This window comes from Brochothrix thermosphacta DSM 20171 = FSL F6-1036, assembly GCF_036884295.1.
Lineage (GTDB): Bacteria > Bacillota > Bacilli > Lactobacillales > Listeriaceae > Brochothrix > Brochothrix thermosphacta.
The window spans coordinates 1,567,321-1,583,079 of the sequence record NZ_CP145608.1 but is presented as its reverse complement, the minus strand read 5'-3'; the positions used below and the strand labels follow the sequence as shown (position 1 = coordinate 1,583,079).

The 15,759-nt window shown below is 35.0% G+C and carries 15 protein-coding genes and 1 pseudogene; 12 read left to right on the top strand and 4 right to left on the bottom strand.

What is annotated here, in order from left to right; genetic code table 11:
- Positions 1 to 94: 94 nt before the first annotated feature.
- Positions 95 to 424 carry a DUF3969 family protein gene (locus V6S17_RS07965; RefSeq protein ID WP_029092137.1) on the bottom strand — a complete coding sequence of 110 codons (330 nt, stop codon included), beginning with the start codon at positions 422 to 424 and terminating at the stop codon, positions 95 to 97.
- A gap of 203 nt (positions 425 to 627) precedes the next feature.
- Entirely contained in the window at positions 628 to 789 is a 162-nt protein-coding gene (locus tag V6S17_RS07960) for a hypothetical protein (protein ID WP_154657747.1), read from the bottom strand.
- 589 nt (positions 790 to 1,378) lie between these two features.
- Here V6S17_RS07960 and V6S17_RS07955 point away from each other — a divergent pair.
- The 8 genes from V6S17_RS07955 to V6S17_RS07920 all read left to right on the top strand — a co-directional run bounded on the left by V6S17_RS07955 (position 1,379) and on the right by V6S17_RS07920 (position 10,133).
- Positions 1,379 to 1,957 (top strand): helix-turn-helix domain-containing protein, encoded by a 579-nt coding sequence (locus tag V6S17_RS07955; RefSeq protein ID WP_029092136.1) that lies wholly within the window; start codon positions 1,379 to 1,381, stop codon positions 1,955 to 1,957.
- A 120-nt stretch (positions 1,958 to 2,077) separates the two neighbouring features.
- On the top strand, positions 2,078 to 2,686 hold the full coding sequence (locus V6S17_RS07950; RefSeq protein ID WP_051457204.1) for a hypothetical protein: 609 nt from the start codon (positions 2,078 to 2,080) through the stop codon (positions 2,684 to 2,686).
- A 449-nt stretch (positions 2,687 to 3,135) separates the two neighbouring features.
- Positions 3,136 to 3,849, top strand: coding sequence for an ABC transporter ATP-binding protein (locus V6S17_RS07945; RefSeq protein ID WP_029092134.1), 714 nt, complete (start codon positions 3,136 to 3,138; stop codon positions 3,847 to 3,849).
- Positions 3,842 to 5,428, top strand: a complete 1,587-nt coding sequence (locus tag V6S17_RS07940; protein WP_029092133.1) for a hypothetical protein — start codon at positions 3,842 to 3,844, stop codon at positions 5,426 to 5,428. The genes V6S17_RS07945 and V6S17_RS07940 overlap by 8 nt, the downstream gene beginning before the upstream one ends.
- A gap of 210 nt (positions 5,429 to 5,638) precedes the next feature.
- Positions 5,639 to 5,809: a hypothetical protein gene (locus V6S17_RS07935; RefSeq protein ID WP_154657746.1), complete on the top strand. Its 171-nt coding sequence runs from the start codon at positions 5,639 to 5,641 to the stop codon at positions 5,807 to 5,809.
- 123 nt (positions 5,810 to 5,932) lie between these two features.
- Positions 5,933 to 6,400, top strand: a complete 468-nt coding sequence (locus V6S17_RS07930; protein ID WP_029092132.1) for a MarR family winged helix-turn-helix transcriptional regulator — start codon at positions 5,933 to 5,935, stop codon at positions 6,398 to 6,400.
- 136 nt (positions 6,401 to 6,536) lie between these two features.
- On the top strand, positions 6,537 to 7,958 hold the full coding sequence (locus V6S17_RS07925) for a DHA2 family efflux MFS transporter permease subunit (protein WP_029092131.1): 1,422 nt from the start codon (positions 6,537 to 6,539) through the stop codon (positions 7,956 to 7,958).
- Between the two features lie 165 nt (positions 7,959 to 8,123).
- Positions 8,124 to 10,133 carry an alpha/beta hydrolase gene (locus V6S17_RS07920; protein ID WP_029092130.1) on the top strand — a complete coding sequence of 670 codons (2,010 nt, stop codon included), beginning with the start codon at positions 8,124 to 8,126 and terminating at the stop codon, positions 10,131 to 10,133.
- A 98-nt stretch (positions 10,134 to 10,231) separates the two neighbouring features.
- Here the strand turns inward: V6S17_RS07920 and V6S17_RS07915 are convergent, their stop codons facing one another.
- Together V6S17_RS07915 and V6S17_RS07910 are read right to left on the bottom strand one after the other, a co-directional pair.
- The gene (locus V6S17_RS07915) at positions 10,232 to 11,263 is read right to left on the bottom strand and encodes a saccharopine dehydrogenase NADP-binding domain-containing protein (RefSeq protein WP_029092129.1); all 1,032 of its coding nucleotides are present in this window, start codon (positions 11,261 to 11,263) and stop codon (positions 10,232 to 10,234) included.
- On the bottom strand, positions 11,256 to 11,708 hold the full coding sequence (locus V6S17_RS07910; protein WP_051457202.1) for a MarR family winged helix-turn-helix transcriptional regulator: 453 nt from the start codon (positions 11,706 to 11,708) through the stop codon (positions 11,256 to 11,258). Before V6S17_RS07910 ends, V6S17_RS07915 begins: the two co-directional genes overlap by 8 nt.
- 131 nt (positions 11,709 to 11,839) lie before the next feature.
- Here V6S17_RS07910 and V6S17_RS07905 point away from each other — a divergent pair, with 131 nt between their 5' ends.
- From V6S17_RS07905 to V6S17_RS07890, 4 genes and pseudogenes are all read left to right on the top strand, one after another.
- Positions 11,840 to 12,679 (top strand): endo alpha-1,4 polygalactosaminidase, encoded by an 840-nt coding sequence (locus tag V6S17_RS07905; protein WP_029092128.1) that lies wholly within the window; start codon positions 11,840 to 11,842, stop codon positions 12,677 to 12,679.
- Between the two features lie 209 nt (positions 12,680 to 12,888).
- On the top strand, positions 12,889 to 14,241 hold the full coding sequence (locus tag V6S17_RS07900; protein WP_036027659.1) for an aspartate ammonia-lyase: 1,353 nt from the start codon (positions 12,889 to 12,891) through the stop codon (positions 14,239 to 14,241).
- A gap of 158 nt (positions 14,242 to 14,399) precedes the next feature.
- Positions 14,400 to 14,897, top strand: a pseudogene (locus V6S17_RS07895) (GNAT family N-acetyltransferase).
- Between the two features lie 66 nt (positions 14,898 to 14,963).
- Positions 14,964 to 15,683 carry a YebC/PmpR family DNA-binding transcriptional regulator gene (locus V6S17_RS07890; RefSeq protein WP_029092127.1) on the top strand — a complete coding sequence of 240 codons (720 nt, stop codon included), beginning with the start codon at positions 14,964 to 14,966 and terminating at the stop codon, positions 15,681 to 15,683.
- Positions 15,684 to 15,759 lie beyond the last annotated feature (76 nt).

Here is a 15,759-nt window from a genome sequence, read left to right as displayed (position 1 = left end):
TTAATACAGCTAACAAGTAAATCCCAGCTGTATTGAAAAATAAAGTATCTGACTTGTAGTAAATACTATTTCGTCTATTTCAAGTATTCTTAATTCATATAGATTGTTCATTTTCATCAATTGGAATCCACCAATTTGAATAAATCCCATCATATTCATTGTCAGGATCTTCAAGTTCTAATTCTTTAAGTGTTGCAAGAAGATAATGTGCTTTTGCAATTGCGACATCAGCCATCCGAATCCTTGTATCTGGATTATAGTCATCTTCGTAGTATAAGTTTTCTGAGATAAGTTCAGGGATGGTTTTATGACAGGGTATTTCAGCCATCGTTGTCTCAGTTGCAGGTGTGAAAACATAGGCATGCAGCTGATCAGTTGAAATGTCCCCTTTTTTATAAGACTCTAGTGCACCAATCATAAGCATTAAATATGCTCGAGAATTATAATAGTAATTCGTACTGTTTATCTTTAAAATAGGGCTCACTTCCTTTATCTTTTAATGTTACTATGCATATTATTTTTGACTTTTAGTATGCTGAAAATAATGGATAGATACTTTTTTATTTTTAGAATAACCATCATAATAAACTTTTTTCCATTCGCCACTTTTCACTTTTCTTAAACTATCTAAACGCTGTCCATTTTTAACCGTATTTTTTTTAAGGTTAGAAGCTTTAAAATCCTTTGGATAATTTGGTGATTTTTTATACTGGTGTAGTATCCATTTGGTAAGGAATTAGGTTTAGGAATAGGTGCTCTACCACCAAGTCCTCCGCCTTTAGGAGCCATCGGTGCTCCACCACTGTCATCCATTGGTCTGTTGTCACGAGTGCTTATTTGATGACTGGCAGCTAGGGTATCAGTATTACTTGCACTAACAGTATCAAAGTTAATGCTACTAAATATTAATGCTATTATTAAAAAAATAAAGTAAATGTGACTCTTTCTTTACATAATGTAACTTACTTTCGTTAAAGATGTACCTACATCATAGTGAATTCGGAATAGTCTGTCAATAGATGACGGGAATAAAAAATATTAGTTTATACTCCATAAAAATTACAATTTCTACTGTTATTAATTTGATAGTAGCTTTTTTATTTACACATAGAAGTTGATAAAATGCGACACTTCGGTTTCGAAGGTCGTTTATTGCATCTTAATTTTTACTGCGTTCAAATTCATCGCAACTTACAACTACGTTGACATCACTCGCTTTAATTTTCACTAAATAGTGATAATTGCCAGAAAGCTGTTAAATCAATGTTTTCACTCATGTAAACGAAAGTGTACAGGGAGAAATAAGCAAAGTATATCCTCATAGACAGACAAACTAACTGTTTTTATATTATCATTATATAAAAGGAGGTAGTAACTAATGAATTTTAGTAAGCAATTAAAAATTTATCGTGAACGTGACGGTCTTTCTCAAGAAGAGCTCGCAGAAAAAATCTATGTGACACGACAAACCATCTCTAAATGGGAGAATGACCATACATATCCAGATATTCATAATTTAATAGCATTAAGCACGCTCTTTGAAGTGAGTTTAGATGAATTAATTAAAGGTGATGTGGAAAATATGAGACAAACAATCGGTGTTGCAAAATTTAATAAACACACAGGGGTAATATTTGTTTTTATGATAATGACGGTGATATCTATTGTCCCTTTGATGGATTTATGGGGTTGGTATGGGGTTGGTATTTCGTTGGTGTTTTGGGTGATTTCTATGGTAGCGGCACTGAAAATTGAGAAAATGAAAAAAATGGAAAATATACAAACTTATGCAGAAATCCTTGCTTTTACTGAAGGAAAAAATATTCAAGCAGCGCGAGAAAAAAGAGATAAAAAAAGAGACCGTGTGAATAAAATTAAAATAGTGTTAGTATTTACATTAACCTCAGCAATTATTTGTTTAATCAGCGTATTTATATGGAACTGGTTTTTCTGGTAAGGATAAATTAGTGACTAAACTTCACACAAAAGTTCGTTTTAAAACCTTGAAATTTAGTTGATTTATACTTATTTTACAATAATAGAAGACTAAAAATTAATTAACCAGGAGGAATTTATTTTGACTATTAATTCGATAGCTTATACAGCAATTCATACTGAGTGTGATTATACAGAGTTGGATGGTGAAAACGTATTACGAGTAGTGAAGAAAGATAAATTAATGGCATTTGATGAGAATACTTATGCGAAAATTTCAAATACGTCTTTTCATAACGGCGAGATAGAAGTGAAGATGTTAAGTCGTCTTTTGCCAGATGCCCCTGATTTTGCACGAGGTTTTATTGGTGTTGCGTTTAGAATCAATGAAGAGGATACAAATTTTGAAGCTTTTTATGTTCGCCCTACTAATGGACAAACAACTGATCCTGTAAGAAAAAACCGCGGGGTGCAATATTTTTCATACCCAAACTACACTTTTGATTACTTTAGAAACCGTGGAATAGTAGATTTTGAAGGCCCAGCTGATATTGCGTTAGATAAGTGGATTACTTTAAAAATAATAGTTATTGATGAAAAAGCAACCTTCTATCTAAACAATCAGAAGAAACCTGTATTGGTTGTTGATAAAATGAAGCTTGGTGCTGGGGCAAGAGGTAACATAGGTTTATTTGTAGATATTGGGACGGAGGCTTTCTTTAAAGATTTAATCATTAAACCATTGGATTAAAATAGTATAAAAAGAAATTAATCATTCCATTTCAAAAAGCTAGTCTCTAATATGAGAGTAGTTTTTTTTTGATAACACGCTAGTTACTATAAATACTTCACCAACATCATATGTGCTTTTTAGGAGACATTGTTAGTTTTATTAAAATAATAGCAGACGCTCGGGGTTATCTAATGCAGCATTAATTGATGAATAAGCATAGTTGTTACGCCACCATTGTTTACGAATACAGCAGTATTAAAAAAGTTCGAACTCTTTTGTAATTGTATTCAGTTTGAGACAGCTACTATGGTTGTTTTTTGAAAGTAAGTATTTTCTAAAAGTTGATAGTAGTAATTAATATATATACAAAAACAGTAAATAACAGGGAATCATTCTCTTAATGGGTTATAATTAACTAAATAGTTTAATAGTAACTTGTCATTCAAAAAGGGGGAAAGCAGATGAATATATTAGAAATTAAAAATTTTGGTAAAACGTATAATAATGGAAAACAAGCAGTTGAAAATATTAATATCGAAGTAGCTGCGGGTGATATTTTTGCATTTATAGGTCACAATGGTGCCGGCAAAAGCACTACAATTAAGGCAGTAGTAGGGGTATTAGATTTTGAGCAAGGCGAAATATATATCGAAGGTTTATCTATAAAAACTAATCCAATTGACTGTAAATCTATAACCGCCTATATTCCTGATAATCCTGATTTATATGAGCATTTAACGGGTATTCAATATCTTAATTTTATTTCAGATGTTTTTGGTCTATCATCAAGTGAGCGGGAACAACAAATTAAAAAATACGCAGAGGCTTTTGAAATAATGGGTAATTTAGGTGATTTAATTTCTTCATATTCACACGGAATGAAACAAAAAATCGCTTTAATTGGTGCAGTGATACACAAACCTAAGCTACTGATTCTTGATGAACCTTTTGTTGGGTTAGATCCAAAAGCAGCGATTGTTTTACGTAATATTATGAAAGACCTATGCACGAGAGGGAGCGCTGTTTTTTTCTCAACTCATGTATTAGATGTTGCACAAAAATTATGTAATAAAATTGCGATGATTCATCATGGTAAAATCGCAATTAATGGCGAAATGGAGCAACTAGTAAAAGAACAATCTTTAGAAGACCTCTTTATGGAGGTGCTTGAAAATGGATAAGAATATTTGGTTGTTGCTAAGAGTTCGTTTTATTTCGCAACAACGTTTAAATATATTCAAAGTGGCAGGTCATAAAAAAGAAAAAAGCAAACGCCTGATATACTTGATATGTCTTGCTATTGTCGCATTAATGGCAAGTTTTTATAGTGGGGCAATCGCCTATGGTCTGGGTTATTTAAACATGACACAATTAATTCCACTTTATGCATTTTTGATAGCTAGTTTGCTCTCATTTTTTTTTACTATTTTCAAAGCAAACGGTGAATTATTTGGTTTTTTTGATTATGATACCTTGATGTCATTACCTATAAAAACAACGACTATTATTGCGAGCCGCTTTATGTATTTATATATTTGGAACACACTGTTATCGCTTTTAATCATGTTGCCAGCGGGCGTTATATATGCTGTTTTTAGCAATCCTAATAGGTTGTTTTATTGTTTTTGGATTATTGCTATGTTTACGGTAACACTCATACCTACAACAATTGCGACTATTATCGGAGCAGTTATTACAGCAATTGCTTCAAGAACAAAACATGCCTCACTTATATCAACGGTGTTAATGATAGTGCTACTTATTAGTATTTTAGCGGCTTCCTTATTTGCGGGTGGATTCAATCAGAGCTTTGATATTAATCAATTAAATGACTTATCGAGGATATTTATCAACGAATCTTTCAAAATTTATCCAATCGCAGAATTGTACCACAACGGAATAGTAGAGGAGAAATGGTTACAATTTATAAGCTTTATAGCAATTTCGATAGTGTGGTACCTATTATTTGTAAAAGTGTTATCTTTTAAATATAAATCGCTTAACACCAGAATATCTTCAACCTATAATAAGAGTAATTATGAAGTTAATCGTTTAAATAGTGGCAGCGTTCTGACTGCTCTATATAGTAAAGAGCTGAAACGCTTTTTATCATCTACTATTTATGTGACTAATATGGTTGTTGGATTGGTCATGTCAGTTATTATGTCAGTCGCAGTAGTAATTGTTGGAAGTGAAAGATTAGCGATAATGGTAGGCTTACCTGAATTAGTCGTGTTTTTACCAAAATTAGCTCCTTTTATATTGGCGGCAATGATAGGCATGTCCAACACAAGTAGTGTATCGTTGTCATTAGAAGGTAAAAATCTTTGGATACTTAAAAGCTTACCTTTACGCCTGCGTGATATTTATCTTAGTAAAATACTCGTTAATCTCACTTTAACTGTCCCAGTAGCTCTAATAAGTGGAAGTCTCTTTATTATTGGTATTAAAGCAACTTTGTATCAAGGACTGATGATGTTAGTTATTCCGCTCATATTTGCTATCTTTTCTGCAACATGGGGACTTTTTATAAATTATCAATTTGCTAATTACGACTGGGAGTCAGAAACACAGGTGGTTAAGCAGAGTATGTCAGCCGTAATAGGGATGCTTGGAAGTTTATTAATTGCCGTGATTTTAGGATCTGTACCAGTGTTCCTTAATGATAGCGGCTATGCCATTTATACGACCAGTATCGTAGTGTTATTGCTAGGAGCGTCACATATTATGTTTAAGCTGTTGCTTAAGAAACGATTATAGAATTAAAAGCAGTTGTTTGTGGCTGTTTTTTTAGATAAAAACCCAGCTAAAACTTTCTGATCTGGGTTAATTTAGTAGATAATTAAGCCGATTTTTTTCAATAAAGCTTAAAGTTAACATTTTTAATACAGAAATTAATAATTGGTTTGGAAAGCGTGGAGATAACATGTTAGAATGAAGCATCAGATGAATCTAACGAGGAGAGATACAATGAATAAATATTTAGTCTTATTGTTAGTGACGGGCATTATTGTTCTACTAGGCTTTTTTGCTCCTGATTATTTACCAGTGTCAGATAGAGCTGCACGAAGCATTACTGGATGGTCGTGGGTTTTATGTGTGTATGCATTTGTTAAATTCTTAACATACAAAGGGTATTAATAATATAATTGAGAAAAGAATTATGTTTTCTTTTGTAACAAAGTACGTTGGGAACAAGTGCTTTCCTAAAGCCATTGCAATATGCTATGATAAACATAATTATACAATGGGAGAGGATACAGCATGTCTAAAGAAGCTCAAGTTTCAGAACAAGTACGTGACTTATTTAATAAGATGGCGTGGTTAAACAAGTCACGAATGGAAGAACAGCTGAAGGGGTACAAGTCTTCTGAAGTGCATTGTATCGAAGCAATAAAAAAAAAGCAGGATCCAAATGTAACGATTTTAGCAGAAGCACTTTATATGACACGTGGTGCTCTGAGTCGGCTTACAAAAAAATTAGTTGATAAAAAAGTGATTGAAAGTTATCAAAAAGATGGGAATCGTAAAGAAATCTACTTTAGACTAACTGAACAAGGGGAAGCCGTTTATCAAATACATGAAGCGCAACATGCTTATTTTGGAGAACGTGATCGTGCTGTGTTCGAACAGGTAACAGAAGACAACTATAATGAATTATTGAAGTTTGTCGCCTTGTATGATGAACATTTAGATAACGAAATTAAAAAACAAGGCCTAACGCTTAATTAACTCTAAAGGAGACAGTCATGTTCAAATTAGCATGGCTGTTTTTAATTTTTCTTTTTTATTGTTGACAAGGAAACAAAACGTTGTTATTATTTTGTTGACAGAGAAACAATATAGGGATAAGAAGGAGAACAACATTATGAAAGATCACCGAAAAGTTGAGCGTTTACCAAAAGCTATGTTAGCTGCATCATGGGCAATTGCATTAGGAGCGATTGCACCGATGCTTGATTCAACAATGGTCAATATCGCTTTGGATACATTAATAAAGGATTTTAATACCACATTAGCAATTTTACAATGGTCTGTAACGGGGTATGTTTTAGCTTTGGCAATCGCTGTCCCCATTTCTGGTTGGTTGATGAACCAATTCAATGGGAAACGTATCTTTATTGGCGCAGTGATAGCATTTGGGCTCCTATCATTTTTAATCGGTTTTAGCTGGAACGTTTACAGTTTTATTATTTTGAGGTTACTACAAGGGTTTAGTGCAGGTATCATCACGACGTTGATGATGACGCTATTAGTTAAAACCGCGGGTCAAGAAAACCTCGGTCGTGTGATGGCAATTGTGAGTACACCGATGATATTAGGGCCTATACTAGGACCTGTTTTGGGAGGTTTTATCGTACAAGGAGCATCGTGGCATTGGATTTTTTTCATTAATATTTTTATTGTTCTCATCGCAGTACCGTTGATGTTAAAATTTATTCCGCCTTTTGAGCCTTTCAACAAGCAAAGTAAACTTGATGTTTTTGGCATCTTAACGCTAGCATTAATGAGTATAGCGCTCATTTATGGGATTACGAAAGCCGCAGATGAAGCGTCGTTTAATAATAAACAAACCATACTATGGCTCAGCATCGGTATCATTTTAATCGTTGTGTATGTTAGTTATAATAAAATCCGCAAAAATCAAACGGTGTTGCCGCTTAGCTTGTTTAAACATAAAACTTATTTAGCAGCTAGCAGTGGTTTGTTTCTTGCTAACATTGCCATTATGGGACCCATGTTAATTTTGCCACTCTTTTTTATTACTATTCATCAGTTTACGCCCAGTCAAGCGGCTCTCGCATTAATGCCACAAGGGATAGGAATGCTTGTGACACGCCCGTTGATTGGAAAGCTGATTGATAAAATTGGAGCGAAGTATGTGGTGCTGGTAAGTCTGGCTATTGCACTTATTGGGTCAATCCCGTTGGTGTTTATTACAGCTAACACGAGTATGGTTTGGATTGTTATCTTGCTCTTTATTCGTGGAACCAGTTTTGGTGGGATTAATTTGCCTCTAATGAGCGATGCTTACACGGGTCTAAGTAGTAAGCAGTTGCCTGAGGCAGGTGTTGGGATAACAATTATTGAGAATTTGGGTGCCAGTTTTGGAACAGCTTTAATTGCGACAAGTATTGCTACAATGATGCAAGGATTACAGCCAACATTAATAGCCGAATTAAAAAGCTACCAAGCAGGATTCCTCATTTCAGCAGTGGTATTGGTACTTATTTTTATTCCCAGTGTATTCTTAACCAATAAAAGAAAGGCAGTTACGGGTGATAGTTGACAAGTAATACGATGCCTAAGCGTTTCAGCATGATTTTTATTGAAAAACAAGCGCAAAATGAGCAGTTTTAACAACAAAAAAGTGGCTCGTTGAGTACCCTCTCATATGTTAATTTAAAAAGAGGACGGCAAGAATTGCCTGATACATAATGAGAGGAATGAAGAAATGAAAAAGTTAGTATTAGTAGCACTTTCAATCTTATTAATTGTGGGTAATACCGTTGTTTTTACCGCGAATGTAAATGCTGCAACAAGTGAGAAAACGACTGATAATTTTGAAATTAAAACACTAGCAGAACGAAAAGAATTACCAAAAAATGAACAAGCACTTATAAATAACATTGAAGACTATCTAGAAAATGAGATTGAGGGTGAATTAACGTTAACTCGTAGTGGTAAACCCACTACTAAAGCTATTAATTATTTAACAGATACTCTTGCGGAACTCGCATTCGAAATTACAACTAAGCGTGATAATCCGACAATTAAAGTGGCTGATTTTTTTGGCTTTCTAGGCAAAATCCAACAGAGTAAATGGTTTGAAGGGTTAACGAATAAAAGTGATCGATACTTAACAGTATATGATGAAACAACACATTCAAATATTAAGTTACATGCCTTCTACATCGATAATAAATCAGATAAGACAGCGCTAGTTCACCATGGTTATCGCTCTAATCCAATGAATGTTATGAAGGAAGCACAATTTTTAAGTGACGAAGGTTATAATGTGTTAATACCGGATTCTCGTGCTAGTGGTGCAAGTGAAGGCACATATATTACATTTGGCGCATATGAAAAAAATGATTTAAACGCTTGGCTTTTACAAGAACAAGCCAAAAACCCACAACAAAAATTTGTGTTGATGGGCGTATCAATGGGAGCAGCAACGGTGATGATGTCTCAGGATGTGATTAGTCCAACGTTAGATATTGAAGCCATAATCGAAGACTGTGGTTATGCTACGATTTCTGATCAAGCACACGATGTTATGCGTATTTTAACCTCACGTTTACAATATATCCCAATCGTCAATCTCGTTGATTGGTATGCCTATGAAGATCGTTTGGTGGATAATTTGAATGAAAAGCATGTGAAACCTATTTTGAAAGTTGATTTATTCGATATTTCACCACTTAAAGCGGTCGAACATTCATCCTTGCCAAAATTATTTATTCACGGAACAAGTGATGGTTTTATACATCCAAAGGCGAAAGATGAATTATATGAAGCAGCTTCTGGTTATAAAGAACAGCTAGAAGTAGTTGGAGCGGCACACGCACAAAATTTAGCAGTAGGTGGTCAAGCTTATAAAGATAAAGTGCGTCACTTTTTAAAAACAGCTGCGTTAATAAAACCGTTACCAGCCACACTAGCACCTACAGAAAATTTGCTCTTGAATACTGATTTGAAAATTAATGACTCGAAAACAGGTATTTCAAACTGGCAAACAAGTGGGGATGGCAAGAATTATAAAGCAACAACTGTAAGTAAAAACAGTAAAAATAATGAAATAGAATTCGCAACTGACATTTCAAACTACAGCACTTATCGTGGTGCTATCTCTAAAATGAATAACGGAGGAATTCGGTTTTATACACAATCTGCGGGGATCGGTGCTTATCTCAAACAAGAGATTCTAGCAGTTTCCGGAGAGGAGTATCAATTGAGTTTCAATACGCTTAACCCCAATCCGTTGGAGTGGAGTGAGTCACAAAACAGATATGGTATTGGTACAGCGATGAAAGAAGAGACGCAAAAAACAACTGGAAAAGTTGCTCAATCCTTAGCGGTAAAAGCAACAAAAACAGGTGAGTTGAGCGTGTTTTTTGGAACTAAAATGACGGTGTATAATCTATTAGGTAGAACTTATACGCAAATGTATTATCATGACATCTCAGTTGTTAATACAGATGTGACACCACCAGCGCAAATAAAAATAACAAGTACGTCATTCCATAGAAATACGATTAATATTTCAGGGAAAGCAGAACCAAATACGACTGTAAGATTAATGACACCAACAAAAGAGCAATTGATTGAAGTACATTCTGATGATAACGGATTTTTTAAGCTAAGCACTAACGTTTCATTGAATCAACCCATTTTACATTTAATAAATAGCGATGTAAAAGGTAATACGAGTAAATCAATGGTTGTCACAGTCACTGAATAAAAAACGAACACCCGTCTCATAAAAGGACGGGTGTTTTTTACTACTAGCTACAACTAAAAGTACACACAACGCTTGGGGTCTTGTTTCTACCAATAAAATTAAAGCACGGTCAGTTCAGGAATAGCTTCTACAACGTCATCAAATGAACAATAATGATCGATTTGGACAAAGCCAGCAGGGTCTTTTGTTGCATAAACTTTTTTTATCAAGAAAGCAGCAATCAAACCAGTAGCACGCGCTTCATCATGTCCAGTGACAGTCAGTTGCTGTAACAACTGATCATTTTTATCATAGGTTGCAACTTGTGCATAAAAAGCATCGCTTCCGATGACTTTCGCGGTCATCATTTTTTTGACACTCTTAAAAATAAATGGTCGATTAAGTAGCGGCAATAAGCGCCATTTTTGCATTTGGTGCATTAAGCCAGTGACAACTCTCGAGTCAAAGCCAAGATAAGTAGTAATCCTACGATTAGGGAACTGGTCACGTAAGGTATGCTGGTCTGAAAAATTAAACAGGTAAACAGGTTGCTTTGTTTTACCTAGCTCAAGTAAACGTCGCTTGGAAAAAGTTTTGAGTGGGTTTTTCTCCCCACGTAATGTGTATGTCTCATTGAGCTGATTTAAAGTCCAATCAATCGCAGCATCTCCATGTGCATCAGCTAAGCCAAGTTGTACTTTTATATCTGCCCTTTGGAAAGAAGGCGCATTTTCATACAATTTTGCTAACATTAAGTTAGTTAAACCAGGTGCCAATCCCACACTATATACAACAGCTGATTTTTCTGTAAGAGGTAAGACAGCTAACTGCTTATAAAAAGCGGTATTGGCAGTTACATCAATATAATCTATGCCAGCATTATTACAGTAAGATACAAAGTCTGTTGTCACCTGATCAATACATACCACAACAAGTTTAACATCAGTGAAAAGTGTGTCATCGATCGGCTGTGTAATATCAAATTCAGCTACTTGAAGCGGTAATTGTGAGTCAGCAACAAATTGCTCCATTGTCCGACGATTACGACCGGCAATGATTAATTGCTCGGGAAAATGAGGAGCTAAATTTTTTTTAATAATACGCCCTACATGACCGTGTCCACCTATGAGCATGATTTTATTTTTAGTCATTGCTATTTTCCTCCAATAAAGTTTTTAAGTAATCTGCCAAAGTCTTAAAGCCAGCATCGATTGTTTGCATGTCAGCTGATGAGAATTGGGTCGTTAAATGCTGATGAAACTGTTGAGCAATAGCAAAGTGAGCGACTGCAATTTTTTTACCACTTTCGGTTAATGAATACAGTACGCTGCGTTTGTCAGTTGGTGAAGGTGTTTGTATTAACCACCCTTTTGAAATGAGGCGTTCAGTCAGTTGTGAAACAGCGCCTTTAGTAATTTGTAAATTTTGACATAATTCCTTTCCAGTTTTTGGTTGGTTATTTAAAGCATCTATTAAGTGAAACTCGCTGGGTGTGACTAAGCCAATTTCAGGAACATCAAAGGGTTGTTTTTCTAATAAACAGAGTTGGTGTATCATTTGCCCTAATGCGAGGGTACGCGTTTGTATTGGTTTCATTAGTTTAGTTTAGCGACTAAACTAAAATAAAGCAACTTAAATCATTTAAATTTAGGAAGTCTTACAGAAAAAGGGTATGATAGAGTAAGGGAATAAGTTGATTTTTAAAGCGTTATAAGGGGGAGTATAAAATGAAAAAACAAGTTTTTTTCACGGTCATAATAGTATTGTGTTTAGTCATTGTGGGATCTACGGCAGCGCAAGCTAAACAGTTAGCAAACGTATCGTCTTATCGCTATTATCTTGATAAAGAGACACCACAGATGATGAAGAAGGCCAAAAATATTGATATGATGGTAATTGAACCTTTGGAGATGAATAAAGCAGCCATTAAAAAAATGCAAAAACAAGGGACACTTGTATTTGGCTATGTGAATGCGATGGAGGTAGATCGTTGGAATAAAGCGTTTTATAAGAAAATGCAAAAAGAAGATTTTTATTATGATAAAGCTAAAAAGAAAAAGTATTTTAAAGAATGGGACTCTTATCTTGTGAACATGACCTCGAAACATTATCAAGAGTTGTTGATAAAAGAAGTCCAACAGCAAGTGATAAAAAAAGGTTTAGATGGTGTCTTTTTTGATACGGTTGGTAACATTGATGATTTTGTGCCATCAAAACAGCAAAAAGCTTATCGGGCTGGAATGGTTAATGTTTTAAAGACATTGAAAAAACAGCAACCAAAATTATTAATCGGACAAAATTGGGGCTTCGATACACTAGAAAAAGCAACGGCACCGTATGTCGATTTTATCATGTGGGAAGATTTTAATTATACTGAACTACAACAAGATGACTGGGCGCAGCAACAGATTAAACGTTTAGAACGTATACGACAAAAAGAACACGTTGAAGTGTTTGTTGTCTCATTTAAAGATAAACAAAAAAGTGAAAAGTTAGCCAAAAAACATCATTTTAAATTCATGTATAATCCAAAGGGTTCATATTATAACGAATGGTTTGATAAGTAATTGACATGAAAACTAAAAAGCAGCAATCCATTTAAGGATTACTGTTTTTTTGTATGTATTATCTGCGTTTTTCGGACACTTCTTGTACATAATTTAATAGCTCTATGTTAAAATTAATAGTGGAAGTACTTGTTAATTTACCAACTAATGTAAGCGCTAACAATAAGTGCGATAAGTGGTTAAAACAATTTTGTTTGAGGGGGAAGACGATGTTTAGACAAGAGAGTGACAGCGTTGGTGTGTTAAATATTCCAGAAACAGCGTATTATGGTGTGAATGCTGCCCGAGCTAAAAACAATTTTAATATTACAGGTGAGTTATTGGAGACTGATTTTATCATCAGTCTTGCTGAAATAAAGAAAGCAGCCGCATTAGCAAATGCTGAACTGGGCATGATAGAAGTTAATGTTGCTGGAGCAATTGTAGATGCAGCCAATGAAGTAATCGCGGGTGCATTTCATGATCACTTTATCGTAGATCCATTGCAAGGTGGTGCAGGGACAAGTAGTCACATGAATATGAATGAAGTGTTGGCTAATCGTGCGATTGAATTGCTGGGAGGAGTCAAAGGTGACTATTCTATCGTTCACCCTATTGATGATGTAAATAAAGGTCAGTCTACTAACGATGTTTATCCAACCGCAGGAAAACTGACATTTTTGAAGAAAATGCGTGGGTTAGAAGTAGCCCTTGAACGTTTAATTGAGGTATTTAGTCAAAAAGCAGATCAGTTTAAAACAATTAAAAAAATTGGTCGTACGCAGTTAAGTGATGCTGTACCGTTAACTTTAGGCGATGAATTTCATGCGTATTACTCGGTAATGAAACGTAATCTAAAACGCTTGAAACAGGTTAAAATAGAATTGTGTACACTTAATATGGGTGGTACAGCGATTGGAACGGGGATTACAACACATCCACAATTCAGTGCTAAATTATTACCGATTTTATGTGCGCTAAGTGGTGAGTCATTAACAATTGCTGAAGATTTAATAGATGGCACACAAAATATTGAAGGGTATGTTGCACTCAGTGATACATTAAAAGTAGCGGCAGTCAGTTTATCCAAAATTGCGAATGATATACGGTTGTTATCATCAGGCCCCCGAGCTGGGATTGGCGAGTTAATTATTCCAGTGAAGCAAAATGGCTCATCAATTATGCCAGGGAAGATTAATCCTGTGATACCAGAAATTGTGAATCAATGCGCTTTTGTAGTAATAGGCAATAATGTCACTATAACGATGGCAGCAGAAGGTGGACAATTAGAGTTGAATGCCTTTGAACCTGTTATTTTTTATAAATTATTAGAGTCATTCAATTTACTTGAAAAGAGCATAACAACTTTTGTTGATAATTGTTTGATGGATATTGTTGCCAATGAAGCACGTTGTAAGGAACTACTTGAACAAAGTATGTATTTATCGACGTCACTTTCTGAAACAGTCGGTTATGCAGAAGCAGCAAGCATTACAAAACGTGCACTTTCTTCTGGGAAAACGATAAGAGAAGTAGCGCTAGAGGAGGGTGTATCTGAACAATTGATGAATACGTTAGTATAACTTAAGCGAAACAGTTGTTTTAGTAACGAGTTAATCGTTGTTGAAATGGCTGTTTTTTGATGGTGAATATGGGCAAAATTAATCCTATCTGTTATTCTATTGAGAGAGCTATCTTTGAAATAAATGATAGAATAAAAAGCAAAAGGGGTTAGGACAAGATGAGTAACAGTGAACTGATTTTTAGAACAGCACAAAGAGAAGATGTTGGCTTGGTTCTGACGTTTATCAAAGGCTTAGCGGAGTATGAAAAAATGGCCAACGAAGTTGTTGCAACTGAAGCGTTGTTAACAGAGTGGTTATTTGATAAAAAAGCCGCAGAAGTCATCATCGGGTAATATAAGGGTGAAGCCGTTGGATTTGCGCTATTTTTCCATAATTTTTCGACATTTTTAGGCAAGGCTGGTATTTATTTAGAAGACCTTTATGTTTTACCAGAGTATCGAGGTAAGCGTTTTGGCAAAGCCTTTATTGAACATTTAGCACAATTAACAGTTGAGCGTGGTTGCGGTCGTTTGGAATGGTGCTGTTTGGATTGGAATCAGCCAAGTATTGATTTTTATTTGGCACTGGGCGCAGAACAAATGAACGATTGGACTACTTATCGTCTAACTGGACAAAAATTACAGGATGTAGCGACTAGTAAAGGACTAAAATAAAACTTAACAAATGACGTTATTTAGCTTATAATTGAATAGACAAAACAATGGAAGAGATGTGAAATAATGGGTCGTAAATGGGCAAATATAAAAGATAAAAAAGCAGCAAAAGAAGCAACAAGCAGTAAGGTTTTCGCTAAATTTGGTGTTGAAATTTATGTAGCAGCTAAACAAGGTGATCCTGATCCGAAAACAAACCGTAAATTACAATCGGTAATGGAACGTGCAAAAACATATAACGTTCCAAAACACGTCATGGACCGCGCAATTGAAAAAGCAAAAGGTTCAAGTGATGAAACATACTCTGAATTACGCTACGAAGGTTTTGGACCAAACGGCGCTATGGTTATTGTTGATACGTTAACAAACAATGTCAACCGTACAGCAGCGGAAGTTCGTTCTGCTTTTGGTAAAAATGGTGGAAACATGGGTGTTTCTGGAGCAGTTGCTTACATGTTTGATAACACAGCTGTATTTGGTTTCGAAGGTAAGGAAGCCGATGCGATTTTTGAAATGTTATTAGAACAAGATCTTGAAATCCGCGATGTGATGACGGAAGGAGATCAAGTGATTGTATATGCAGAACCAGAGGATTTCCATAGTGTTCAAGAAGCTTTAAAAGCCGATGGTGTTACTGAATTCACAGTTGCTGAAGTTGAGATGATTGCTCAAAATGAAGTATCTTTATCTGAAGAAGACATCGTTACTTTTGAAAAACTAATCGATGCACTTGAAGAGCTGGAAGATGTACAAAAAGTCCATCATAACGTGAGCTTTGAAAATTAATCGTAATAGAATACACTTTTCCTTAGTTTAAAGTGGGAGAAGAACAAAAAAGCTGATTTTTCATCGATAATGATCG